Annotated in this window: 27 protein-coding genes; 9 read left to right on the plus strand and 18 right to left on the minus strand. The window is 65.1% G+C overall.

The genetic code is table 11. The features are described from left to right. From H2040_RS11345 to H2040_RS11370, 6 genes are all read left to right on the plus strand, one after another. The coding region (locus tag H2040_RS11345) for a MotA/TolQ/ExbB proton channel family protein (protein ID WP_287157489.1) at positions 1-651 on the plus strand (651 nt) is incomplete at its 5' end. Positions 652-711: 60 nt separating this feature from the next. Continuing rightward, positions 712-1,194, plus strand: a complete 483-nt coding sequence (locus tag H2040_RS11350; RefSeq protein ID WP_287157490.1) for a MotA/TolQ/ExbB proton channel family protein — start codon at positions 712-714, stop codon at positions 1,192-1,194. Between the two features lie 16 nt (positions 1,195-1,210). Further along, entirely contained in the window at positions 1,211-1,633 is a 423-nt protein-coding gene (locus H2040_RS11355) for an ExbD/TolR family protein (protein WP_287157492.1), read from the plus strand. A gap of 39 nt (positions 1,634-1,672) precedes the next feature. Further along, complete coding sequence (locus H2040_RS11360; protein WP_287157493.1) at positions 1,673-2,074, plus strand: ExbD/TolR family protein; 402 nt, start codon at positions 1,673-1,675, stop codon at positions 2,072-2,074. An 18-nt stretch (positions 2,075-2,092) separates the two neighbouring features. Further along, positions 2,093-2,707 carry an energy transducer TonB gene (locus H2040_RS11365; protein ID WP_287157494.1) on the plus strand — a complete coding sequence of 205 codons (615 nt, stop codon included), beginning with the start codon at positions 2,093-2,095 and terminating at the stop codon, positions 2,705-2,707. A 146-nt stretch (positions 2,708-2,853) separates the two neighbouring features. Next, positions 2,854-4,278 carry a tetratricopeptide repeat protein gene (locus tag H2040_RS11370; protein ID WP_287157495.1) on the plus strand — a complete coding sequence of 475 codons (1,425 nt, stop codon included), beginning with the start codon at positions 2,854-2,856 and terminating at the stop codon, positions 4,276-4,278. 79 nt (positions 4,279-4,357) lie between these two features. Here the strand turns inward: H2040_RS11370 and H2040_RS11375 are convergent, their stop codons facing one another. Both H2040_RS11375 and msrB read right to left on the minus strand, forming a co-directional pair. Beyond that, complete coding sequence (locus tag H2040_RS11375; RefSeq protein ID WP_287157496.1) at positions 4,358-6,481, minus strand: S9 family peptidase; 2,124 nt, start codon at positions 6,479-6,481, stop codon at positions 4,358-4,360. 88 nt (positions 6,482-6,569) lie between these two features. Beyond that, the gene (gene msrB, locus H2040_RS11380) at positions 6,570-6,983 is read right to left on the minus strand and encodes a peptide-methionine (R)-S-oxide reductase MsrB (RefSeq protein WP_287157497.1); all 414 of its coding nucleotides are present in this window, start codon (positions 6,981-6,983) and stop codon (positions 6,570-6,572) included. 192 nt (positions 6,984-7,175) lie between these two features. Between msrB and H2040_RS11385 the strand changes: the two genes are divergently transcribed. After that, positions 7,176-8,393 carry a DUF2336 domain-containing protein gene (locus H2040_RS11385; RefSeq protein ID WP_287157499.1) on the plus strand — a complete coding sequence of 406 codons (1,218 nt, stop codon included), beginning with the start codon at positions 7,176-7,178 and terminating at the stop codon, positions 8,391-8,393. Here the strand turns inward: H2040_RS11385 and H2040_RS11390 are convergent. The 3 genes from H2040_RS11390 to H2040_RS11400 all read right to left on the minus strand — a co-directional run bounded on the left by H2040_RS11390 (position 8,382) and on the right by H2040_RS11400 (position 10,455). Beyond that, positions 8,382-8,819 carry a SufE family protein gene (locus H2040_RS11390; RefSeq protein ID WP_022697524.1) on the minus strand — a complete coding sequence of 146 codons (438 nt, stop codon included), beginning with the start codon at positions 8,817-8,819 and terminating at the stop codon, positions 8,382-8,384. The two genes, H2040_RS11385 and H2040_RS11390, sit on opposite strands and share 12 nt — an antisense overlap. A 48-nt stretch (positions 8,820-8,867) precedes the next feature. Then, positions 8,868-9,152, minus strand: coding sequence for a hypothetical protein (locus tag H2040_RS11395; protein ID WP_022697525.1), 285 nt, complete (start codon positions 9,150-9,152; stop codon positions 8,868-8,870). 139 nt (positions 9,153-9,291) lie between these two features. Beyond that, on the minus strand, positions 9,292-10,455 hold the full coding sequence (locus tag H2040_RS11400; protein WP_287157501.1) for a hypothetical protein: 1,164 nt from the start codon (positions 10,453-10,455) through the stop codon (positions 9,292-9,294). A 200-nt stretch (positions 10,456-10,655) separates the two neighbouring features. Here H2040_RS11400 and H2040_RS11405 point away from each other — a divergent pair, with 200 nt between their 5' ends. Further along, positions 10,656-12,365 (plus strand): ATP-binding protein, encoded by a 1,710-nt coding sequence (locus tag H2040_RS11405; protein WP_287157502.1) that lies wholly within the window; start codon positions 10,656-10,658, stop codon positions 12,363-12,365. A gap of 21 nt (positions 12,366-12,386) precedes the next feature. Here the strand turns inward: H2040_RS11405 and H2040_RS11410 are convergent, their stop codons facing one another. Continuing rightward, positions 12,387-13,259, minus strand: a complete 873-nt coding sequence (locus tag H2040_RS11410; protein WP_287157503.1) for a hypothetical protein — start codon at positions 13,257-13,259, stop codon at positions 12,387-12,389. Between the two features lie 57 nt (positions 13,260-13,316). After that, on the minus strand, positions 13,317-14,753 hold the full coding sequence (locus tag H2040_RS11415) for a hypothetical protein (protein WP_287157504.1): 1,437 nt from the start codon (positions 14,751-14,753) through the stop codon (positions 13,317-13,319). Positions 14,754-14,864: 111 nt separating this feature from the next. Between H2040_RS11415 and H2040_RS11420 the strand changes: the two genes are divergently transcribed. Then, positions 14,865-15,200 (plus strand): DUF1491 family protein, encoded by a 336-nt coding sequence (locus tag H2040_RS11420; protein WP_287157505.1) that lies wholly within the window; start codon positions 14,865-14,867, stop codon positions 15,198-15,200. Here the strand turns inward: H2040_RS11420 and H2040_RS11425 are convergent. From H2040_RS11425 to H2040_RS11475, 11 genes are all read right to left on the minus strand, one after another. Next, positions 15,197-16,924 (minus strand): Na(+)/H(+) antiporter subunit D, encoded by a 1,728-nt coding sequence (locus H2040_RS11425; RefSeq protein WP_287157506.1) that lies wholly within the window; start codon positions 16,922-16,924, stop codon positions 15,197-15,199. The genes H2040_RS11420 and H2040_RS11425 overlap by 4 nt on opposite strands. Next, the gene (locus H2040_RS11430; protein ID WP_287157507.1) at positions 16,917-17,282 is read right to left on the minus strand and encodes a hypothetical protein; all 366 of its coding nucleotides are present in this window, start codon (positions 17,280-17,282) and stop codon (positions 16,917-16,919) included. The genes H2040_RS11425 and H2040_RS11430 overlap by 8 nt, the downstream gene beginning before the upstream one ends. Continuing rightward, positions 17,279-18,769, minus strand: a complete 1,491-nt coding sequence (locus H2040_RS11435) for a proton-conducting transporter transmembrane domain-containing protein (RefSeq protein WP_287157508.1) — start codon at positions 18,767-18,769, stop codon at positions 17,279-17,281. Before H2040_RS11435 ends, H2040_RS11430 begins: the two co-directional genes overlap by 4 nt. Then, positions 18,766-20,295 carry a monovalent cation/H+ antiporter subunit D family protein gene (locus tag H2040_RS11440; RefSeq protein ID WP_287157509.1) on the minus strand — a complete coding sequence of 510 codons (1,530 nt, stop codon included), beginning with the start codon at positions 20,293-20,295 and terminating at the stop codon, positions 18,766-18,768. Before H2040_RS11440 ends, H2040_RS11435 begins: the two co-directional genes overlap by 4 nt. Position 20,296: 1 nt before the next feature. Then, positions 20,297-21,064 (minus strand): cation:proton antiporter subunit C, encoded by a 768-nt coding sequence (locus H2040_RS14355; RefSeq protein ID WP_287157510.1) that lies wholly within the window; start codon positions 21,062-21,064, stop codon positions 20,297-20,299. Between the two features lies 1 nt (position 21,065). Then, the gene (locus H2040_RS11450; RefSeq protein ID WP_027068332.1) at positions 21,066-21,491 is read right to left on the minus strand and encodes a Na(+)/H(+) antiporter subunit B; all 426 of its coding nucleotides are present in this window, start codon (positions 21,489-21,491) and stop codon (positions 21,066-21,068) included. Further along, the gene (locus tag H2040_RS11455) at positions 21,491-22,072 is read right to left on the minus strand and encodes a DUF4040 domain-containing protein (RefSeq protein WP_287157511.1); all 582 of its coding nucleotides are present in this window, start codon (positions 22,070-22,072) and stop codon (positions 21,491-21,493) included. The genes H2040_RS11450 and H2040_RS11455 overlap by 1 nt, the downstream gene beginning before the upstream one ends. A 3-nt stretch (positions 22,073-22,075) precedes the next feature. After that, the gene (gene mnhG / locus H2040_RS11460) at positions 22,076-22,432 is read right to left on the minus strand and encodes a monovalent cation/H(+) antiporter subunit G (protein WP_022697535.1); all 357 of its coding nucleotides are present in this window, start codon (positions 22,430-22,432) and stop codon (positions 22,076-22,078) included. Then, on the minus strand, positions 22,429-22,743 hold the full coding sequence (locus H2040_RS11465) for an MrpF/PhaF family protein (protein ID WP_022697536.1): 315 nt from the start codon (positions 22,741-22,743) through the stop codon (positions 22,429-22,431). Before H2040_RS11465 ends, mnhG begins: the two co-directional genes overlap by 4 nt. Next, positions 22,743-23,231, minus strand: coding sequence for a Na+/H+ antiporter subunit E (locus tag H2040_RS11470; RefSeq protein ID WP_022697537.1), 489 nt, complete (start codon positions 23,229-23,231; stop codon positions 22,743-22,745). The genes H2040_RS11465 and H2040_RS11470 overlap by 1 nt, the downstream gene beginning before the upstream one ends. 126 nt (positions 23,232-23,357) lie before the next feature. Further along, on the minus strand, positions 23,358-23,833 hold a 476-nt coding region (locus tag H2040_RS11475), incomplete at its 5' end, for a DUF6456 domain-containing protein (RefSeq protein ID WP_287157512.1).

Consider the following 23,833-nt stretch of genomic DNA (forward strand, 5'->3'; position numbering starts at 1 on the left):
GATCCGGGCGAAGTCGTGAAGGGTCCGCTTGATCCGTCCCGCGGTTCGCTGCTGGCTATCCAGAAAGACGTTCCCAACCTTCAGGAGCGCATCGACGCCGGCGGCGTGATCGGCAAGATCATTCTGGTCGTGCTGGCTGTCGGCCTGGTGCTGGGCGTGCTTCGCCTGATCATGCTTCTGATGACCTCCATGGCTGTCCGCAGCCAGGCGTCCAATCCGGAGAATCCCAAGAAGGGCAATCCGCTGGGCCGCGTCCTGCGTGTCTATGAAGACAACAAGGACGAGGACATCGAAACGCTGGAGCTCAAGCTGGACGAACAGATCCTGCGCGAGAACGCCAAGCTGGAGCTGGGCCTGAACTTCCTGAAGCTGATCGCCGCCGTGGCGCCGCTTCTGGGTCTTCTGGGTACGGTTACCGGCATGATCCGGACCTTCCAGGCGATTACCCTGTTCGGCACCGGTGATCCGCAGATCATGGCCGACGGCATCTCCGAAGCCCTGGTCACCACCGTGCTTGGTCTTGTGACCGCCATTCCGATCCTTCTGCTCCACTCCTTTGCTTCCAGCGCCGCGCGCGCTTCGCAGCAAACCCTGGACGAGCAGGCGGCCGGCCTGGTGGCGCAGCGCGCCGAGCGCCGGACCGCGGGTTAAGGAGGCGAGCCGATGCTAGGCCTCAATGCGGCTTGGGATGGCCTTCAGCAGTTCCTCGAAATGGGGGGTCCTGTCCTGGTGGTCATCCTTTTCGCCACCTTCGTCCTCTGGGCGCTGATCCTGGAACGGCTTCTCTACTACGGACTCGCGCACCGGGGTCACGTCCAGCGCGCGGTCCGTGAGTGGGAAGGCCGCACCGATCACAAGTCGTGGTACGCCCATGCGGTCCGCGACAAGCTGATCTCCGAGGTGAAGGCCAAAACGAACCAGAATGTCGAGTTCATCAAGACCATGGTCGCTTTGGCCCCGCTTCTGGGGCTGCTGGGAACGGTGACGGGCATGGTGACAGTGTTCGACGCCATGGCGATTTCGGGCTCTTCGGACGCCCGCGCCATGTCGGCGGGCGTGTCGCGCGCCACCATTCCGACCATGGCGGGCATGGTCGTGGCCTTGTCGGGACTCTTCTTCGTGTATCGCTTCGAAAGCAGCGTGAAGAAGGAAACCGCAAAGCTGGCCGACAAGCTCGACATTAGAACAAGCTAAGGGACGCGGAACTCAAATGCGCAGACGATTCAAGAAGGCGGGAGGCGATGACGCCGGGGTCAACATGACCCCCATGCTCGACATCGTCTTCATCCTTCTCATCTTCTTCATTGTGACCGCGACGTTCGTCCGGGAGCGTGGCATCGACCTGGTGCCGCCGCCGCCGTCCGACGAGACGCCGCCCAATCCGCCGCCGCTGATCCTGGTGCAGATTCTGGAGAACGGAAATATCTTCGTGAACCAGCAGGCCACGGACATCGCGCGGGTGGGCGCCCGGATCGAACGCTTCCGTTCGGAAAACCCGGACAGCCCCGTTCTGATCGAGCCTGATCCGGATGCTGAACACGGTATCGTGGTCACTGTCTGGGACCAGGCGAACCAGGTTGGCGCGCGCGGCGTGAACATCCAGGTGCGCGAACAGGGTGAACAGGGCGGCTAAAGCCGGTCATTTGTGCTATATTAGTGAGCGAATAGAGCTATGAGAGCGAAAAGCCGGGCCATACAGGACGAGGAAGACATCGAACTCGACATGACGCCGATGCTCGACGTCGTGTTCATTCTTCTGATCTTCTTCATCGTGACAGCGGTGTTTGTGAAGCGCCCTGGCGTGGACATCGAAAAGCCGGTGATCAGTCAGGACGAGCAGAGAAACCCGTCCGTGCTGGTGGCCGTGATGCCGAACGACCAGGTCTGGATCGACAAGTCCAGCTACACGGTTCAGAACATTCAGCCGGTCCTTCAGAGCCTGAAAGACCAGAATCCCGAACTGGAGATCGTTCTCCAGGGGGATAACGGGGCCAAGATCGGAACCGTTCTGGACGTTCAGGAAGTGATTTCCGGGCTGCAGATCCCGGTCTATGTGAACACCGAGCCGCAGTAAGAGAGAGGAACGATACAGATGCCTTTGATCCTCAGAGCCCTTATCGGGATCCCGCTGGCCGCAGTGGTCGCGATTATCCTGTTCCTTCTCATGCGGGCCCTCATCGCGATGGGGGAAATCCCGCTCGACGAGGAGCGTGAAGCGACCAAGATTGAAATCAACCAGGAGGTTGAAGACATCGAAGTGGCCAAGCGCGACATGACGCCGGACAAGGTGCAGCAGGTCGATCCCCCGCCCCCGCCGCCGCAGGTGACCAAGCAGAAGGCGCAACAGCCGAGCGAGGCGCTGACCAATATTGGCGGCCAGATTCCGGAGTTTGAAACGCCGGATATCGGACGGGGCGATGTGAACTTCAACGTGTCCGACCGGGATGCGCAGCCGATGGTGCGGGTCGCCGTGACCTATCCGCCGCGCGCCGCCGAACGGGGCACTGAAGGATCGTGCGACATGCAGTTCGGCGTGACGCCGGAAGGCGCGCCGTACAACATCACCGCCAACTGCACCAACAGCATCTTCGAGCGTACCTCCATCCGTACGGTGGAGCAGTGGAAATACGCGCCGAAAATTGTTGATGGCGTGGCCGTGTCCCGTTCCGGCGTGCAGACCCGGCTGACCTATCAGCTGGCCGACTAGGCACCGCGCGGGCCGCAAGCGGTCTGAATTGAAACGTCTTTTCGCTGTCTTATATCAAGAGGCGAGGGACGGGATGGCGCTACGAGGCGCGCAAGGCGGCGAATGAAGCCGCGCGCGTCCGGCGAAAGATGAGTGTGGAGACGAACGTGTTAAGACTTATGGGATCCTTCCGCAGCGACTGGCGCCTGCTGGGCATTGGCGGTCTGATGGCCGTCAGCGTGCTGGCCCTTGGCGCCGCCACGCCCGCGCACGCCCTTGTCCAGGATGACGAGGAAGAAGAGAGCGAGGAACGCTCCTTCTCCAGCGATATTGGCGAGATCGTTCTGAAGGCTCAGGAAAACCTGCAGAACGAAAATCCCCAGGAAGCGATCAACCAGTTGAACCGCGCCATGGACCGGGAGCCGTCGAACTATGAGCGTTCGGTGATCCTGCAGATGCGCGGCCAAGCCTATTACGAGACCGAACAGGCGCAGCGCGCGATCAATGACTGGCAGGCCGCGATCAATACCGGCATGCTGGAAGCGGATGCGGCGTCCAGCCTGCAGGTCAATATCGGCCAGCTTCTGATCGTCGAGGGCCGGGTGCAGGAAGGCGCGCAGATTCTGGAGCGCTGGCTGCAGAACAACCCGCCCAAGGAAAACATCCTGATCCTGCTGGCTTCGGCCTATGCGCAGAACGACCAGTTTCGCCAGGCGCTGCCGCATGCGGAGCAGGCGTTCGAGATCGCCGACCCGAAAGAGCGCAAGCATTTCGACCTGCTGAACTTCATCTACACGCAGCTGGACATGCCCGAGAAGCAGGCTGACATTCTGCGTCAGATGCTGAACCGCTGGCCGGACGACAAGAATCTCTGGAACGGCTGGGTCTCGATGCTGGCCAACGGCAACCGCAGCGAGGAGGCGTTCGAGGTCAACAAGATCATGTACCTCAACGGCATGCTCGATACGGAAAGCGACATCATCCGCCTGGTCCAGTATTACAGCTATTACGAAGTGCCCTATCGCGGCGCCCAGATTCTCGAGCGCGAGATGAATGCGGGCCGGGTTGAGCGCAACCAGAAAAACCTGGAGCTGATGATCAATCTGTGGCGTCAGGCCCGGGAATATGACGAGGCCATTCCGGCGCTGGAGACGGCCGCGTCCAATTCCGGCAACGGCAAGCTCTACGAACAGCTTTGCGAAGCGTATTATTCGGAAGCTATATACGACAAGGCGGAACGCGCCTGTCTGAACGGGCTTGAGAAGGGCGGACTGAGCCGTCCGGGCGATAGCTGGGTCCTGATCGGCAACTCGCGCTATGAGCGGGACAACATTGCCGGCGCCAAGGAGGCGTTTGAGCGCGGCACGCAGTTCTCGCATTCCGCGTCGACGGCGCGCGGCTGGCTCGGCTTTATCCGGGAAGAGGAACGCGCCGTGGAAGCGCGCGCCGACTTCCAGAAGACGGTCGAACGGGAAGAGTGCATCATCACGATCGAGCGTATTCGCCGGGACGACGTTCTGGAGGGCCGCGAAGGCGTCTCCTCCATTCCGGAGCGTTGCGAGGAATACACCAAATATGTGGACATGAACTAAGGTTCGTCCGCAACGGAACGAGAAAGGCCCCGGCGATCATCTGCCGGGGCCTTTTTCATTTCAGGGTCCTGCGTCGGGGTTAGCGCGCGGCCAGTCCGGCGGCGGAGAGCGCAAAGGCGTATTCCAGCGCGTCATCCCACAGCGCGTCGAAACGCCCGGTCTTGCCGCCGTGCCCGGCGCCCATTTCCATCTTCAGAAGGGTCAGCCCGTCATCGGTCCGCCGGTCACGCACGCGGGCGACCCATTTGGCCGGCTCCCAGTATGTGACGCGCGGATCGGTCAGGCCGCCCGTCGCCAGGATATGCGGATAGCGGCCCGGCGCGACCCGGTCATAGGGGCTGTATTCCTCGATCGCGTCATAGGCGGCTTCGTCTTCCAGCGGATTGCCCCATTCCGGCCATTCCGGCGGCGTCAGGGGCAGGGTTTCGTCCGACATGGTGTTCAGCACGTCCACGAAGGGCACGGCCGCGATGGCCCCGGCAAACAGGTCGGGCGCCATATTGACCGCGGCCCCGACCAGCAATCCGCCGGCTGACCCGCCCATGGCGACAATCCGGCCGCGTCCGGTGAAGCCCTGATCGGCCAGCGCCTCGCCCGCGGCGACAAAATCACGGAACGTGTTGGTCTTCTTGTCCAGCTTGCCGTCGAGATACCACTGATATCCCTTGGCCTTGCCGCCGCGAATATGCGCGACCGCGAAGATCATGCCGCGATCGGCCAGCGATAAAGGCTTGATGCGGAAGGCGGCGGGAATGGTGATGCCGTAGCTGCCATAGCCATAGAGGAGCAGCGGCGCGGAGCCGTCCAGCGGCGTTCCCTTGCGGTAGAGCAGCGTGACCGGGATATCAGCCCCGTCATGGCCGGGCGCCATGATGCGGCGCACGACATAGTCGGCCGGATCGTGGCCCGACGGCACTTCCTGACGCTTGCGCAGCGTGCGCTCGCGCGTCGCCATGTTGAAGTCGTAGGTCTCCTCCGGCGTGGCCGGGGATTCGTATGACAGGCGCAGCATGTCGGTGTCGAACTGGTATCCGCCGGTCATGCCGAGGGCATAGGCTTCCTCGTCAAAGGCGATTTCGTATTCGGCGCCGTCTTCGTAACGGCGAACGACGATGCGCGGCAGGGCGTTTTCCCGCTCCAGCCGCACCTGCCATTCCCGGAAGCCTTCGACGGCCAGCACCAGAACGCCGGGGCGGTGCGGGACATAGTCGCGCCAGTTTTCGCGGCCCGGCGCGGCGGTTGGCGCGGTGACGATCTTGAAATCGGTCGCGCCGTCGGCATTGGTCAGGAAATAGAGGCAGTCGGGGCCTTCGATAATGTCATATTCGACATCGGTTTCGCGTTCGGCCACCAGAACCGGATCGCTGTCCGGGGCATTGGCGTCGATCAGCCGCAGCTCCGACGTGGTGTGCGAGCCTGAAGCGATGATGAGCCAGGAATCGCCGTCGCTCTTGCCCAGGTGCAGGAAAAAGCCGTCATCGGGCTCCTCATAGACCAGCGCGCTCTCGCCGCCGCCCAGACGCGCGCGATAGACGCGCTTGGGCCGCCCGTGAGCGTCGCGCCAGACCCAGAGCAGGGTCTGGCTGTCATTGGCCCAGACGAGGTCGCCGGCGCTCTCATCGGCCAGCACGGCGACGTCCTTGCCGGTTTCCAGGTCGCGGATGCGCAGCTCGTAATATTCCGAACCGCGCGTATCCACGGTCCAGGCCAGATAGCGGTGATCGGGGCTGTGCGAGACATCGCCGGTGTCGAAATATTCAACGCCCTCGGCCTCCGCGTCGCAGTCCAGCAGGATATGCTCGTCGCCGGACGGGGTTTGCGCGGCGGGATCAATGGGGCGGCGCGCAAAGACTGGATACTGGCCGCCTTCGCGATAGCGCACGAAATATTCGAACGGACCGTCGGGCAGGGGCGTGGAGGAATCATCCTCCTTGATGCGGCCCTTCATTTCCTCGAACAGGGTTTTCTGGAGGTCTTTGGTGGGCGCCATGACCGCGTCCAGATAGGCGTTCTCGGCGTCCAGATGCTCGCGGATCTCCGGCTTCAGGACGGAAGGGTCCTTCATTACAGCCTGCCAGTTGTCGTCGCGCAGCCAGGCGTAATCATCGGTGCGCGTGCGGCCCAGCTGCTCGGCCTGAAGCGGCTGCTTGCGGGCGCGGGGCGGGACGGCGGCGCGCGCGGCGTCAAAAATCGTGTCGGTCATGGCGGTTTCCAGTCTGACGGCCGCCTGAACGGGCGGCCGTTTTCAATGGTGATTATGGTCTGAAAAAGTGGAAAGCCCGGCGAAGCTATCAAGCCGCGGCGGGGGGATCGTCCGGCGGGGCGCCGGCCGGTTCGAAGTCCAGAACGCCGCCATTGACGCAATAGCGTTTGCCCGTGGGCGGCGGGCCATCGGGAAACACATGGCCCAGATGCGCCTTGCAGTTATTGCAGTGAATCTCTGTCCGCGGCAGGCGCAGATGATGGTCGGTCTTCATGCCCAGCGCCGTGTCGGAGGCGGGCTGGAAGAAGGAGGGCCAGCCCGACCCGGACTCATATTTGGCGTCCGAGACGAAAAGCGTTTCGCCACACACCGCACAGCGATACACGCCCGGCCGCTTTTCATGGTTCAGGGCGCTGCAGAAAGGCGGTTCCGTCTGTTCCTCGAACGCGATGGCGCGCTGTTCGGGCGTGAGGTCTTTCCTGACGGGCCGGTCTTCGGCCATGGGGCAACTCCTGCGGTTGGCGTATGCGCCCCTATATAGGCGGAGCCGGGACAAATTTCATCGCCCCTCGCGGCGCCGCGCTCCATCCAGGCTGCGCGCATTGAAGGGCGCGCGGTCACCAAGCGTTAAGGCAGTCATGGTTAAATTCTGAACGGTGAACCCCTGTGTCTAGCGACGGAACGGCCCAAGACCATGCTGGCTGAGGACGCGGCCGACGAGAGCGCCGCCCCGGAAGATTATGCGGAAACCGAGCGCGAGCCCCGCGCAAGGATCGCGCTGGCCAAGCGCATTGCCGATATTGTCTGTCTGCCCTCCAGCGAGATCACGCCGCAGGAGCGGCACATGGCCGGCGATGTCCTTTACGAGATGCTGCGCGAGGCCGACCCGCCGCTGCGCCTGCGCGTGGCGCGCCGGCTGAGCCAGCTGGTCGATCCGCCGCCGCGGCTTCTGAAAATGCTGGCGCGCGACAGTTTCGAGATCGCCGCGCCGATCCTGGAAAACAGCGTTGCACTGAGCCAGGCCGACCTGGTGGAGATTGCGCGCAGCACCACGACCCAGCACCGCAAGCTGATCGCCCAGCGCGACACGGTGGGCGAAATCGTCAGCGAAGCCATGGCCGAGCATGACGAGGCCGAAGTCGTGCGCGCCATGCTGCTGAACGATGGCGCGAAACTGTCCAATCGGGCGGTGGACATTCTGGTCGCGTCCTCACGCGAGACCACGACCTATTGCCATTTGCTGATGCGCCGGCTGGAGCTGCGTCCGGCGCAGGCGCTGGCCATGTTCTGGTGGTGCGGGCCGGAGGAACGGGCGCGCATCCTGGAACGCTTCGCCGTGGCGCGCACGCTGTTGCAGGAGGCGGCGGGCGATATTTTCAAGATGGCGCAGCCGGAAGACTGGGCCGATCCGCCCGCGAGAAAGGCCCTGCAATTCATCGAACGCCGCCAGCGCAATCGCGAAGCGATTGATAAAAGCCCCTATGCCAGCCTTGAAGACGCCATCGCGGCGGCGGAGGTCAGCGGCATGACGCGCGATGTGGCGGAAGAGATCAGCTATCTGTCCGGCGTGAAGCCGGCGACCGGCGCGCAGATATTCACCGATCTGGGCGGCGAGGGGCTGGCCGTTCTGTGCAAGGCGACCGGGCTGAAGCGCGCCGCGCTGGCGCAGCTGTGGCGCGCTCTGCGCCGGGATACGGACGAGGAATTCGATGCGGTGTTCGACCGCGTCATGCGCACCTATGACAGCCTGTCCAATGACAAGGCCCAGACCGTGCTGCGCTACTGGAACTGGGCGCTGACCTCCGCGGTGTCGTCCACGCTGATGAATTCCATCCAGCAGACGCCGGACGTTGATGACGAAACACTGTCAGAGGCGGCCCGCTCCGCGGCCCTGGTCTTTTCAAACCGCTGACTCGGCGGCCGCCCCGGCTTCTTTCTGAATACGCCGGGTCATCGCCTTCACGCCATTTGAACGCTGGCTGGAGAGATGCTCCGACAAGCCGATGCGCGTGAAAACCGCGCGCGGGTCGAGATCCAGAATCTGTTCAGCCGGAAGGTCGTTATAAAGCCGCAGCAGAATGGCGATCAGCCCGCGCACGATATGGGCGTCGCTGTCGCCGCGGAATTTCAGCGCGCCGGGCGCGGCGCCGGAGGGTTCGGCGACCAGCCAGACCTGTGAGGCGCAGCCATGCACGCGGTGGGATTCGTCATGTTCGGACTCGGCGAGGGGCTCCAGCTCACGGCCGAGCTCGATCACATAGCGATACCGCTCTTCCCAATCGTCGAGCAGCTCGAATTCATCGACCAGAGTCTGGATTCTGTCCTGCGCAGTCATCATGCGCAGGACCTAAGGGGCCTTGGCCCGTTCGGCAAGGCGTGAACCGCCCTAGCTGGCGGTCGCGGCCTCGGCCTCTTCCTGTTCGCCGCGATAGGCTTCAATGGCGCGGTCCAGGCTGTTGCGGGCGATGGAGCCTGCAATATCGGCCAGAACGGCGCTTTCGGCGACGGCGTCACAGACGCTTTCAGAGCGTTCGCAAAGCTTCCCGGTTTGAGACACGGCTTCGCCGCCGTCCCAATTCAGTTCGGGAATCGTAAAGTCGCGATGATCCGCAGCGGGCATGAAAGCGCCTACAATCACGAGTGACAGTATGGCTTTCAGTATGAATCGCATCGGTAGCGTTCCTTTTCAAAGCCGGGTTCTACGCCCGAGTTCGCAAGGACCATACCGGCGCTGGGATAAGGCTGCGCTAAGCCGGAAATCGCAATTAGACGAAAGCTTGAGGCGTATTCGATTCAAATTTTATTGAATCTCAGTTCCCGACCAGAGCCCCAAAACACTGCGCCGTGTCGGTCAGTTGGTGCTCCGAAATGCAGAAGGCGTCCTCATATTTGAAATGACCCGCGGCGACGCAGACTTTCAGCTGCGAATGCGCCCAGGCCAGACAGGATTCGGTGGGCTGCGACGTCATCATCGTCATCATGGCGTCGGGGCGGTCGCCGCCGGCGTCCAGAACGTCCAGCGCGGCCAGCGCCAGGATCCGGCCCAGCGTTTCCTCTTCCGCGCCCACGGTTTGCACCGGCTGGGAAAAGGCCTCGGCCGTGGCGGGGCTGATCGCCTCCAGCGGGGTGGTCAGGCCGGCGGCCTCATCCTGCCCTTCGCTGCCCAGAACCGTGGCGTCGGTGGCCGCTTCCTCCTGCGCGGTGATGGAGGCGTGCAGCGGGTCGAAGATTTCCCACAGCGCCTCGCGCTTGGTCTGGGATTCGATATCCGTATCGGCCGAGGAAACGGGGGCGGCGCCGCTCAAGGCCACCACCAGCGATTCCGGCGCGTCGCCATGACGTTCCGGCAGCTCGATCAGGTCCAGGCGGCCGCCGCGATCGGTAACCACATTGGCCCAGCTGAAATGCTGCAGATCGTAGGATTGCTGCTTGAAACGCTGGCCCAGCGTGTAGAGGTCATCGGATTCCTGCATCGCGCTTTCGGCCACGGCGTCTGCGGCGCCGGCGGAATTCTTGAAGGTGATCGCCCATTCCGGCTCGTTCAGCAGACCCTTGATGACGTTTTCACGGCCATAGAAATCGGCCACCGTCTTCACCTGATCGACGAAGGGGGCATGCTGCGTGGCGATCATGGCGGAATAGGCCAGCCAGGCGCGCGACAGACGTTGCGGTTCGTGAGAGGCCAGACGGTCCATCACGCTGTCCATGGATTCGCCGGAAACAAGCTCCGTCTGGCCAACAACGGCCAGATCGCCGCGGAAATGCGCATAATCGGCGGCGGCCTGCACCATAGGATTGGCGGCGCGCGCCGGCAGCGGCGCGGCAGGCGCTTCGGCTGCTGCTGCTTCACCGTCTGCGGCGGGTGTTTCAGCGGGCGCGGCTTGCGCGGTCCCGGCGGAGTCATCGGCTTGCGCGGCATAAGCATTCGCCGCGCCGAAAAGTGCGAAAGCGGCTAGATAGCGGGAAAACGTCATGGAAGTGGTTTCCTCATCCCCTTTAGCTTTATTTGCGCGAACATAACGCAAGCACAAAGCCGGACCTATTAAACAAATCATGTTCCGATGAGATATGAACATATGCGCGTTAACGATTCAGACTTTGTTAACGGCGAAGGCGAAGACTCAGTAATGCGCCGAGTCGATTCTCCGACGTGGTAAAAATCGTTGATTGCCAAATGAACGAAACCGCAAATAAACGCCGTCCGGACTCCTGGCGGACCGGCCTCGTGGCGCCGCTCGCCTGGGCCGCGAGTCTGGCGTTGGCGGTGAGCGGATTAAGCCTTGCCGGGCTGCTGACCTGGCCCCAGAGCGCGGTGATCGCCGCCGCCGGGGTCGCCCCAGCCATTATAAGCGTTCTGGCGCTGGCCGCGCCGCGCCGCGAATGGGCGCAGCTTCTGACCGTGTTTTCCTGGACGATACTGGCGATGAGCGCGGTTTTCGTGACCGGCGTTGTTTCCGGCGCGGCGGCCTGGTTCGTCGCCCCGGCTGTCGCCGCGATGGCGTTTCCGCGCCGCGCCCTGATCAGCGAAGCCTCGGCCCTGTCCCTGATCGGACTGGCCGTGATGAGCGCGATGCAGGCCTTTGGCGTCACCCTGTCGCCGGGTGCGGGCGTTGGCGGACTTGCTGTTTCCGCGGCGGCTGCGGCCGTGGCGGTGGTCTTCGCATCCGCCGGCATATTGACGGCCTGGACCCGGAACGTGACCCAGGCCGATGTCGCCTATCGCGCTGAAACGCTGGAATCACTGCTGAACGCGGCGCAGGTGGGCATCATCAAGACCGATCTGGAAGGCCGTATCCAGTTTGCCTCCCAGGAGGCCATAAACCTGTTCGGGCCGCAGCATTTCGAAGGCGCTCCGCCGGCCCTGCGCGACCTTCCCGATCATCTGGACGACCGCTCGGCCCTGACCGCTGCCATGGATTATGCGCTGGGCTCCGGCGCCGCCGAGACCGTGGAGATCGGCGCGCGCCGCAATCGCCGCGCGGAGGTGCGCCTTTCGCCGGCCGATGGCGGGCTGAATGTCAGCGTCATTGATGTGACGCAGCGCTCCGCCCGGGAGCAGCAGGCATTTTCCGACCGCGACGCGGCCAAGGCCTCCAATGACGCAAAATCCCGCTATCTGGCGGGGATGAGCCATGAAATCCGCACGCCGCTGAACGCCGTGATCGGTTTTTCCGACGTGATGAAGCAGCGCATGTTCGGGCCGATGCCAGCGCGCTACGCCGAATATGCCGACCTGATCCATGAAAGCGGGCGTCACCTGCTGGACCTTGTCGGCGACGTTCTGGACATGTCGAAGATCGAGGCTGAACGCTATGATCTGCGGCGCGAGGAATTCGACGCGCGCGACGTGACGGCCTCCGCCGTAAAGCTGGTCAAGCTACGGGCCGAGGACACGGGCATCGATCTGAACGTGGAAACGGCGCTGTCGCCGCTGACCGTCAATGCCGACCGCAAGGCGCTGCGCCAGATCATGCTGAATCTGCTGTCCAACGCCCTGAAGTTCACGCCCAAGGGCGGCCGCGTGACGGTGACCACCGGGTCGAAAGCCGGGGATCTGGTCATCACGGTGCAGGACACCGGCGCGGGCATGACCAAGGAAGAGCTGGAGCGCATCGGCCGCCCCTATCAGCAGGCCGAAAGCGCGGCCGGCTCGGAGGAGCGTGGATCGGGCCTCGGCCTCAGCCTCGTCGCCTCGCTGGTGGCGCTGCATGACGGCGATTTCGAGCTGGAAAGCGAGCCGGGCGAGGGCACGACCGCCTATGTGCGCCTGCCTGTGCTGGTCGCCGCGACGGCCGGCGAGCCGGAGCGCATGGACGCCCGCGCCCGTCTGCAGAAGGCGCAGGAAGCGGGCGAGCGCATCCAGCGCGCCGCGGCCGAGGGCTAGACCCCCAGTTTCAGGCTTTTGTCAGGTTTCCGGATTGAGCGGTTTTGCCGCCAGAAACGCCTGCGCGGCGGCCAGGTCGCCGGCCTCGACATAGCGCACGGTCTCGCCATCGGCGCGGATGACGCGAATGCGCACCGCCTCGCTGGCGTTCAGTCTGGCGATCTCGGCCAGGGCGGAAGCGGGAAATTCGATCAGCTGGAAATCGGCGTCCGGTTTGGGGGCGGTTTCGCCCTTCGCCTTGCTGACGCCGCTGGCCCAGATGGCGCGGGACAGGCTGGCCGGGGCCGCCTGTTGCGCCATGGGTTCGAGGTCCGCGCGGGCCATGAACAGGCCGCCCAGCGCCGCGTCCAGCGGCGCGGCGAGCTTGTCAGGGTCGCGCAGTTCAATCTTGGCGGAGCGAATGGGCGCGGCCGCGCGTTCCGCCGGGATAGCCAGCATGGCGGTCTGTTCGCTGTCCGTCACGGTCAGGCCGAAGCGTTCGCCATTTTCCAGACGCTGCCACAGCGCCCAGCGGGGCGTGGAATCGGGCTCCAGCACGCGGCGGGTGGTCCAGACCCGGCGCACTCCTGGAAAATCCATGGCGCGCATGGCCGCCCAGGCGGCATAGGCGTTGCGCGCTTCCCCGGCGACGTCCTGCACCAGCTCATCCGAACAATCGCGTGCGGCGGCGGCGTTGCGCACGTGGAATTCCAGCGTATCGGCATCCAGCCCGGCGCGTTCCAGCGCGCCGCGCGCCTGCCGCGCCGCGGCGCTCAGCGAGGCGCGCTCGCCGCTGGTCAGCAGCTCGCACCGCGAGTCCGCCTCCAGAAGAAAGGCGCGGCGGGCGAAGCTTTCCTCGGCGCCGGGCGTGATGGCGGGCGCCGAGAGCGCAAGGGCTGCAACGATTGAAAGCATGATGGGCGATCAGGGCTGCTGCTGTTGGTGTCAGCCCGGACCCTAGCGGGTTTGCGTTTAAACGCCGTGAATCAATCGCCCGAATTTTCGGCGACGTATTGAGACTCCAAGAAGGAGAATGGAAATCAGGCCGCCGAGGACGGTGAGAAAGTTCAGCGTGCGCGCCAGTTCGCCGGTGCGCGGTTTCAGCGCCGCCGCGCCCGGCGCGCGCCATGCGCCGCGGTCCTGCACCTGCACCACGCCATTGCGCCAGTGCATGACGCGGCCGCTGAACCGGTCCAGCGAATCCGCCTCGATCAGTTCGGACAGCGCCTGATGCAGCGTTACGCCGCGGGCGCTGGTGATGATCGTCGTCCATGCGGCGGAATTGGACGCGGAGGGAAAGCGCGCCGCCGCCCCGCCGTCCGGCATGGCGGCGCTGGCCTGCGCGCCGATGCGGAATCGCTTGTAAATCGGCTTGGGCTCGGCCGCGCGCAACGCCGCCTCCAGCGCGCGCGGGGCGTTTGTCAGCAGGGCGGGGGGCAGGGCCGCGCCATCGGCGATAACCGCAAGGTCCGCCGAGGCGGGCGCTTCCAACGGATCGAACCCGACCCAGCCGGGCATCATCGGCGCGGCCTGCTCCCGCGCCAGACGGGCGACAAGGGACAGCGCGGCGGCGCGGTCGTCCCGCCGCTCTGGCAGGGCGAGGCTGTATCCGGGGCGTCCCAGCTCCCCCCGCGCCACGGCGGCGAGGTCGTTGCGGACGTGTCTAGCCGGGGGAACATGCGGCGCCCGCGCCGGGGCGTCGGCGGCGAAGTCGTGAAGCGCGGCGCGCGCGGCGGCCAGATCCGGCGCGGACAGGGTCAGGCGGGCGGCCTCGCCCCCGGAATGGGTCAGGCGCGCCTTGCTGAGGCGCGGATCGATGACCACGGCGGCGGCAAGGTCCGCCGCGTCCTGCGGCCCCACAAAGCGCAAGGGGCCGCCGCTGCGCCGGCCAAGGGCAATGGCGAAACGGCTCTGGAGGTCTGCCTGCGCAGCTTCGGGCAGCGCCGGCGCGGCGAAGGATACGCTGCGCGGCGGGCCGAAATCGGCCGCCATCCATTTTTCGAAAGTCTCGCGGTCTTGCGGGCCGGGGGCCATGAACAGCAGATCCAGACGGGAACTGTCCCAGTCCAGCTCCCAGCCCGTCTGTTTCGTGGGGGCGGGGCCGGCCAGGCGGACCGTCAGGCGGTTGCGTCCCTCTATGATGTCCTCGGGACCGAAATCGAATTGCGCGGAAAAAGCCTGTGGCAGCGGGTCCAGCGTCACGGCCGGACCGCCATTGAGCGAGACTTCAAGGCCGGGCTGGGGTTCGAAGGAAAGAGGCCGCGCGGCGACGTTCAGGCGCACGCGCGCCATCACGGCGGCCGGCGGCACGGTGAAAATCACTTCCTGCTGCGTTGCATCGCGGGTCAGGACCGGGCTGGTGGGCGCCAGATCGGCCAGTGCGGCGCTGTCATGGCGCGGCGCGGCCATTGACGGACTCGCCGCCATCGCGGCAAGGAAAACAAGGGCGGCGCCGCCAAGGCGCGTCAAACAGGCACGGATTGGTTTCATGAATCTTAACCAGAGCAAACACGGCGCCGCATGGCCGCGCTGAAGGCGCAGATTCAGGCGCAGGCCCTGATCCGCCGCGCGCAGGCGGGCGGGGCCATGGCGATGGTCCTGCAGAAGGGCGATCCGGACGCCGGTCTGATCTATCTGAAAGTGCTGCGGCTGGATGGCCGCGCAGACCTGTATGCGCCGACGCGGGACATGTCAGGCGCGCGCGCCTATCGCCGCCCGCTGGGCGATCCGCCGCCGCCAGAGAGCGAGGCGGACGCCTTTCTGGACAGGGAGCGCCGGATGGACCCGGATTTCTGGATAATCGAGGTGGAGGACCGCGAAGGGCGGCCCTTCCTCACCGATCCGGTGATCGACTAGCCCGCGCGGTAGGCGATGATCAGGGCGACGGCCAGCAGGACCGTGGTCCAGATCGCCAGGGAGCCTGACGGCACGGCGCGCGACAGCGCGCCCGCCGGGTGGAAGACCGCCTGCATCCGCTTGTTCCAGAGACGGCTGCGCGCCTCCATTCCGTGCTCCGCATGGCCGCCCAGACGGCCCAGCATGGCGGTCAGCCAGCGCACAACCCCATAGCCGAACTTGCGGTAGATCCAGTCGAAATCGAGGATCGTGCCGCGCCGCTCGCTCGGGTACAGCCCGCTCATCCGCAGGATCACGAAAGCCGCGGTCGCCGCGATCAACAACTGATACTGCGTCAGCACGTGATCGGCGGTGTAGGGGTTATAGCCCAGATCGTTCGGCAGGATGGAATACAGCCACTGATAGCCGCCGAACGGCCACGCCAGGAAGATGCAGAGCGCCGAGGCGATGCCCATGGCGACCAGCATATTGAACGGCGCCTCCGCCGGACGGCGCTTGGAGTCGTGAGAGAAGAAGGCGAAATACGGGATCTTGATGCCCGAATGCTCCAGCACGCCGGCGCTGGCGAACAGCAGCATCAGCCACGGGATGATGTAGCCCTCCTGCGCCGTGGCCGACATCGTCATCGCCTTGGCGACAAAGCCGGACAGGAACGGGAAGGCGGAGATCGAAAGCGCCCCGATGATCGTGAAGACCGTGGTGTACGGCATGGAGCGGAACAGGCCGCCCAGCTCCGACGCCTTCACCGTGCCGGCGCGGTGCAGCACCGCGCCCATGCCCATGAACAGCAGCGCCTTGTAGATGATGTGCGCGAAGGCGTGCGCCGCCGCGCCATTGATGGCCAGCGCCGTGCCAACGCCCACGGCGCAGACCATGAAGCCCAGCTGGTTGTTCAGCGAATAGGCCAGAACCTTGCGAAGATCGTTTTCCACCACGGCGAAGAAGACCGGGAAGACGGTCATGATCGCGCCGATCCAGACCAGGATTTCCTCGCCCGCGAAGCCACGCGCCAGCGCATAGATCGCCATTTTGGTGGTGAAGGCGGACAGCACCACCGCGCCTGTCACGGTCGCGTTGGGATAGGAATCCTGAAGCCAGTTGTGCAGGAACGGGAAGGCGGCCTTGATGCCGATGCCGATGAAGATCAGCCAGCCGGCCAAGCCGACATCCAGTCCGATATTGTTGAAGGCCAGCGATCCGGTGTCGCCCCACAAGACCAGCGCCCCGGCCATCAGCAGCACGCCCGAAAGTACGTGGATCGCCAGATAGCGCATCCCCGCGGCGATGGAGGCCGAGGTGCCGTTGGCCCAGATCAGGAAGACGCTGGAAATGGCGGTGATTTCCCAGAACACGAACAGGGTCAGCATGTCGCCCGCGAACACCGCGCCCAGCGCCGACCCGGCGTAGAATTGCGCCGCGGAATCGGTCAGGCGGTTGCGCTCATGCAGCGCGTAGATGCCGTTCAGGAAGGCCGCGATGATGAAGACAAGGCCGAACGGATAGGACAGGCGGTCCAGCCGGTAGGTGGAGAATTCAATCCCCATCATCTCGAACGTGCCGCCGCTGACGCCCAGCGTAGACGGCGCGACGAACAGCAGGAACGCCACGACCGGGGCCGCGATCATCAGCGCCTTGCGGACATGATGGGACGGTGAAAGCATGCACAGCAGGCCCGACAGCATCAGGGCCCAAGCCGGCGATATGTGCGCGAAAATCTCAGGCATCGTCGTCAGGCTCGCCGTAATAGTCCTCGCTGCGGCCCAGAAGCGCGCGCAGCGGCCAACCCATCAGCACCACGAAGGCGAAACCGATAAAACCGTAGATGGCGTAGAAGCCGTTGGCCTCGGAAAACGCCACATAGTCGTAGGCGTGACGGGACACGAAGAAGTCGGCGACCAGCAGGATCACGGCGACCGCGATCACCCCGAAGGAGATCAGCGTGCGAACCTTGGGGTCGTCCAGGAAAAGGAAATAGCGGGAGACCGGGTGGATGCCGGTTTCCGGAGATTTTCCGGCCGGTTTCTTTGCGGCGGGTTTCTTCCCGGCCGGTTTCTTGTCCGGCCTGGATTTGGCTTCGGTCATGGGGTCACTCCCTCGCCGAAGATCGGCAGCAGGTAGTTGTACAGCGGTTCAACCAGGAAGAAGAGCGCCAGCGCCGCGCACCCGGTCAGGACCGGCGGAATGACGGTCAGCTTCGGCGCGCCCTTGAATTCCCGCGTCGGCGCTTCCGTGGGCGGGGAGAAGAAGGCCCGCGCCGGGATCACGATCAGATAGCCGACATTGAGGATGGAGGATGCGACCAGCGCATAGACGATCCAGGTCTGGCCGGCGTCCAGCGCGCCCAGCGACAGGAATATCTTGGGCCACATGCCGCCGAAGGGCGGAATGCCGGTGATCGACAGCGCGCCCATCAGGAAAGCGCCGAACAGCCACGGCATGTAGCGGCCATAGCCGCGCGTATCGGTGACGTTGGACTTGCCGGTAGCGGTGTAGAAAGCGCCCGCGCCCATGAACAGCGTGATCTTGGCGAATGCGTGCATGACGATCTGCAGCGCGCCGCCGATCAGCGCGGCGGGCGTGGCCAGCATCGCGCCCAGCGTGATGTAGGAAAGCTGGCTGACCGTCGAATAGGCCAGCCGGGCTTTCAGGTTGTTCTTGGTCATCGCGATGACCGAGGCCAGCACGATGGACACCGCCGCGATCCCGGCCAGCCAGTCGGCGGCGGGCAGGGTCTGCACGAAGCCGGGGCCGAAGATATAGATGACGACCTTCAGCATGGTGAAGACGCCCGCCTTCACGACCGCCACGGCGTGCAGCAGGGCGGAGACCGGCGTCGGCGCGACCATAGCATTGGGCAGCCAGGGATGGACCGGCATAAGCGCCGCCTTGCCAATGCCGTAGGCGTAGAGGAAGAGCAGCGTGCCGCCCATGGCCAGCCCGACGCCCGCCTGCGCCAGCAGGCCGCCCTGGATGAAGTCCGTGGTGCCGGCGATGGCGTAGGTCATCACCGTGGCCGGCAGCAGCAGGCCCAGCGACGTGCCCAGCAGGATCAGCAGATAGATGCGCGCGCCGCGGCGGGAGGTCTCGTTCTCCTTGTGCGCGACCAGCGGATAGGTGGACAGGGTCAGGGCTTCATAGAAGACGAACAGGGTCAGCATGTTCGCCGACAGGGCCACGCCCATGGCGCTGGCGATGGCGATGGCGAAGAAGAAATAGAAGCGGGGTTTGTTCTTCTCGTTATTGTTGTTCATGTAGCCGAACGAGAAGAGCGAGTTCACGATCCACAGCGTGCTCGCCACCGCCGCGAACACCGCGCCCAGCGGCTCCAGCCGGAAGGCGATGTCCAGACCGTCGGCGATCTGCGCGATTTGAAGCTCGGGCCGCGCGCCCTGACCCACTGCGATCACCAGCGGGATCACGTTGGCCAGCAACAGGCCGGCCGTGGCCATGGTGGCGGTTTCACGCAGAACCGGGAAACGGGCGAAGGAAATGATCGCCGCGGCCCCGGCCAGCGGTATCAGCATGGCCAGCGCCAGGCCCAGTTCGGGCGTCCATCCGGCAAAACTCATGGCGCGCCTCCCCAGATTGCGGCCGAGGCGGCGTTGGCCAGCGTGACCGGCAGGTCAGCATACCAGCCGAAGACGATATTGGCGGCGGCGAGAATCCACATCGGGATCATCACCAGCCACGGCGCCCGCAGGGCCGGGGCGGGCTCGCCGCCACGCTCCGGCGCGGGCTGCAGATAGATCATCTGGATCATCCGCCCGACATAGAAGAAGGCCAGGATGGACGCTGCGGCGATGGCCGCGATGGCCCAGTACCAGCCATTGTCCAGCGCCGCGTTGAACAGCGCCCATTTGGAAACGAAACCCGCCGTGCCCGGCACGCCCATCAGGCTGGCGCAGCCAATGGCGATGGCCGCCGCGGTCCACGGCATGGTGCGGCCCAGCCCGCGCAGATCCTTCACCTGCGTAACGCCGTAGCAGACCGAAGCCGCGCCCAGCGCAAGGAACAGCGCGCCCTTCATGGCGGCGTGGTTGAACAGGTGCAGGAAGCCGGCGGAAACGCCCGCCGCCGTGCCGATGCCAAGGCCCAGCAGCATATAACCGACCTGCGCGACGGAGCTGTAGGCCAGCAGGCGGCGCACGTCGGTCTGGAATATCGCCTGTATTGAGGCGGCGATCATGCCCACCGCGCCCAGCGGCGCGATCAGCCAGACCAGCGCCAGCTCCTCGAACGCGAAGCCCTGGTCGAAGACGATGAACAGGAAGCGCGCCAGCGCGTAGAAGGCGACCTTGGTGGCCGTGGCGGCCAGGAAGGCGGTGACCATGGTCGGCGCGAACGCATAGGCGTTGGGCAGCCAGACATGCAGCGGATACATCGCCAGCTTCAGGCCCAGCCCGATCACGATGAACGCAAATCCCACCTGTATGGCGCGGTTATCGCCCAGCTCCGCCATGCGGGCGGCCAGATCGACCATGTTCAGCGTGCCGGTGGCCATATAGAGGAAGCCGACGCCGATCACGAAGAAGGTCGCGCCGATCGTGCCCAGGATCAGGTAGTTATAGGCGGCGGTCAGCGCCCGGCGGTCGCGGCCCGCACCCATCGCCACCAGCGCGTAGGTGGAGATCGAAGAGATCTCTAGGAACACGAACAGGTTGAAGGCGTCGCCCGTGATCGCCACGCCCAGCAGGCCGGCGAAACAGATCAGGAAAGCGGCGTAGAAGAGCGGGTGCTTGCCCTTGTCGATCTCGTCCTCGACCGCTTCGGGGGCGTAGAGCGAGACCAGGAAGCCAATGGCCGAGACCAGCAACAGCATGCCGACATTCAGCCCGTCGATGCGGTACTCGATGCCGACCGGCGGCGCCCAGCCGCCCAGCGTGTAGGAGAACGCCCCGCCGGTCAGAACCTGCGCGGTCAGGATGGCGGCAAAGAACAGCGACGCGGCCATCACGGCCACGACTACGCCCCACGCGGCGCGGCCCCAGGGCAGGGCGGCGGCGATCGCGCCGGCGATCAGCGGCAGCGCCACCAGCAGCACCGATGCGTGCGTCAGCGCCCATCCGGGGGCGAGGGAAAGAATGAATTCGTTCACGTTATGACGTCCCCGCCATGGTCTCGTAATCGGCCCGGCTGATCGCGTCGTCCTCGATCGTGCCGTAGACCTCGCGGATGCGCACGACCAGAGCCAGCCCGACGGAGAGCGTGGCCACGCCCACCACGATGGCGGTCAGGATCAGGACATGCGGCAATGGATTGGAATAGACGACGGCTTCATCCTCGACGGGAAGGATTTCCCCGGCGATGTCTTCCGCCACGGCGTCCGGCTCCGGATCCGACAGTTGCGGAACATCGGCGTCGCCGGCGATGTCGGCTTCCAGTTCCGCGGCGGAATCCGCTTCCAGCGCGGTTGGCGCCGGATCGCCCGTTTGCGGCGCGGCGCCGGCCGCCGGATCGGCTTGCGGGCCGGCGGTCTCGACCGATTCCGCCGCCGCTTCGGCGCTCTGCTCCGGGTCGGCTTCGGATTCGGATTCCATGGGCGCGTGACCGTCCGCCGGCTGGTCCTCGGCGGCTTCATCCACGGTGCCGGTCTGGCCGCCGCCGTGATCGCCGCCATGGTCCACGGTTTCCTCGTAGCCCGCCTCCGCGTGGCCGTCGCCATAGTGCGGCTCAAGGATTGGCGGCTGGCCGCCGGCGACCTTGCCGATGGAGATATAGAGCAGGAAGACCGAAGTCTGGAACACGGTCAGGCCGACCAGCTTCTTCACCAGATTGCCGGTGGAGAACAGCACATAGAGGCCGGTCATCATAAGCACGATGACCACGGCGTAGTTGAAGCGTTCGGCGATGAACTCGACGATCATGTCACCACTCCTCGTCCGAGATATCGCGCGCCCGGCCGGAGAACGCGTAGAAAATAATGACCATGACGCAGGCGACCGTCAGCAGCACGCCCAGTTCGACGGCGATGATGCCGGCGTGCTGGCCGCCCGGCAGGACGTCGTAATCCAGAAAATCGCCGCCCAGAAACAGCGTCACAACGCCCACGCCCGCGAACAGCAGCGCCCCCAGCGAGGCGCCCAGCCGCACCACGATGGGCGGCACGGCGCGCTTGGCTTCCTGCAGGCCATAGACCAGCGCGTAGAGGATGACGGCGGCGGCCATGATGACGCCGGCCTGGAAGCCGCCGCCCGGGCCGAAATCGCCGTGGAACTGCACATAAAGGGCGAACAGCGCGATCAGCGGGATCAGCGCCTTGGAAACCGTCTTGAGGACCAGATGGGCGTTCATCACTCATCCTCCTCGCGCTTGCGCGTGGCGCTGACGCCGCCGCCCGCCCCGGCGCCGCTGGCCCCCAGCAGGAGCAGCATGGCCACCCCGGCGGTGAAGATCACCACCGTCTCGCCCAGCGTGTCATAGCCCCGGTAGCTGGCGAGCACCGCGGTGACCACGTTGGGCATGTGAATCTCTTCGGAGGTGCGCTCCAGATACTCCGCCCCGACATAGGAATTGGCCGGCGAGTCCGCAGAGCCATAGGCCGGCATGTCCGGCAGGGCGTAGAACAGCAGCGCGCCGGTGGCGATGGCCGCGAAAAGCGGGCCGATCTGCTGGCGGAATTTGGGCGGCTTGGCCTCCCGCGCGGTCAGCAGCATGGCGCCCAGCATCAGCACGGTGGAAATGCCCGCGCCCACGGCGGCCTCGGTAAAGGCCACGTCCACGGCGTCCAGCACCACGAACCACGCGGCCGAAAGCAGCGAGTACACGCCCGTCAGCATCACCACCGCGAACAGGGAGTTGATGCGCACGATGGCGAACGCCACGGCCAGCAACATGCCCAGGAAGGCAATGTCGAGAATCTGAAGCGGATCCATGACCTATTTGTCCTTTCCGCCGGGCGGCTGCGGATGGAAGCGTTTCAGGATCGGCTCCAGCCCCGCCTTGTGCGCGGCGTCCGCGATGGCGTGGGTGGAGGTCGGGCTGGTCAGGAACAGGAACAGCCCGACCAGCAGGATTTTCGCCGCCAGCAGGGTGAAGCCCGCCTGCACGGCCAGGCCGATCAGGACCAGCTCCGCGCCCAGCGTGTCGGTCACGCCCGCCGCATGCAGGCGCGTGTAGAAATCGGGCAGGCGCAGCACGCCCACCGCCCCGGCCAGCACGAAGACCAGGCCCGAGGCGACCAGCGCCACGCTGACGATATTCTGGATGATGGAGAGAATTTCCGCGCCGATCATTGGTCGTCTCCCACCGCCTTGCGCAGCGCCATCTGCGCCAGCGCGATTTCCAGAGAGCGGTAGCGGAAGAATTTCAGGATCGCGATGGTCGCGATGAAATTGATCAGGGCGTAGAGCAGGGCGATATCCACCCCGTCCGGCCGGTCGATCACGAAACAGAACATGGTCAGGAACAGCACAGTCTTGGTGCCGAAACTGTTCACCGCCAGCGTGCGGTCATAAAGGGTCGGTCCGGCGATCAGGCGCGACAGCATCAGCGCCATGGAGATCAGAACCCCGACCGAGGCGATCAGATAGAACCAGGTCATCATCAGGCGTTCTCCCCGGCGTCGGCGGCGTTTGCGGCGCGCTCGCCCATATCCTCGAACGCGTGCGGATCGGCGAGCGAGGCGTCCAGCGCATGAACCAGGATTTCATTTTCCTCCAGGTCCATGGACACCGTGCCCGGAGTCAGGGTGATGGAATTGGCGAAGACCGTGCGGCCGAGATCGGTTTTCGGGGTCATTTTCACCCGGATCAGGCGCGGGGTCAGGTCGATATCGGGTTTCAGCGCCAGCTTCAGGACCGCCACGTTCGCCTTGAAGATTTCGCCGCCCAGCCAGCTCCAGTAGGGCAGCATCCGGGGCGCGCGCAGATAGGGCGACACCTCGCGGTCGACGCCGCCGATCATGCGCCAGGCAAGGCCGGCGGAAAACAGGATTGAAAACGCCCCGAATCCCAGGATCAGCGGCTCGGTGTGGCCCGATAGCACCCACCAGATAAGCGCCAGCGCGCCGATCAGGCCAAGCCCGTAAACCATGCCCCCTCCCGGTCTCTAGACGTTTCGTCTCTCGATTATCGAGGCCGCGGCGGCCGCCTCGCAAGGAAAATTGAGAGGCGTTTCTTAGACCGGGAAGGGCTGTAGTGGCTAGAGGGGGAGCGGCGGTTAACCTGCGATAAGTCCGTAATGCAGGCCCAGACGCTGTAACGACAGTTTCAGCGCCAGCTTCGCCGACCGCCTCGGCCAGCGCTCTGCGCGCTCGATTTCATCCATGCCCCGCTCCCGCCACATCACGTCCAGAAGGGTCCGGTCCAGCGGCTTTCCGACCGCATCCAATGCTTTATTAACACGCGCGCGCGCGAACAGGGCGGCGTCGGACGCGGCTGCCGGATCCCGCGCCGGGCCGCGCGCCGCCCGCCCGGCCGGAGGCGCCGCCCAGTCCATCGTCAGGCGTGGGTTCAGCGTGGACTGCGCCAGATCGTCGCGGAAGCGCTCCCCGGCCTCGAATTCGGCCCGGGTGAGGAATTGTTCAGCCGGATTTCCCGCCGGATCGAACAATCGGCCCAGCGGAGATTCGTCCCGGTTGACCCGCACCGGACGGCGGACGCCGCAGCGGTCCTTGCGGGTCTCCTCCGCCATAT

It is taken from the genome of Euryhalocaulis sp. (assembly GCF_013911995.1).
Lineage (GTDB): Bacteria > Pseudomonadota > Alphaproteobacteria > Caulobacterales > Maricaulaceae > Euryhalocaulis > Euryhalocaulis caribicus.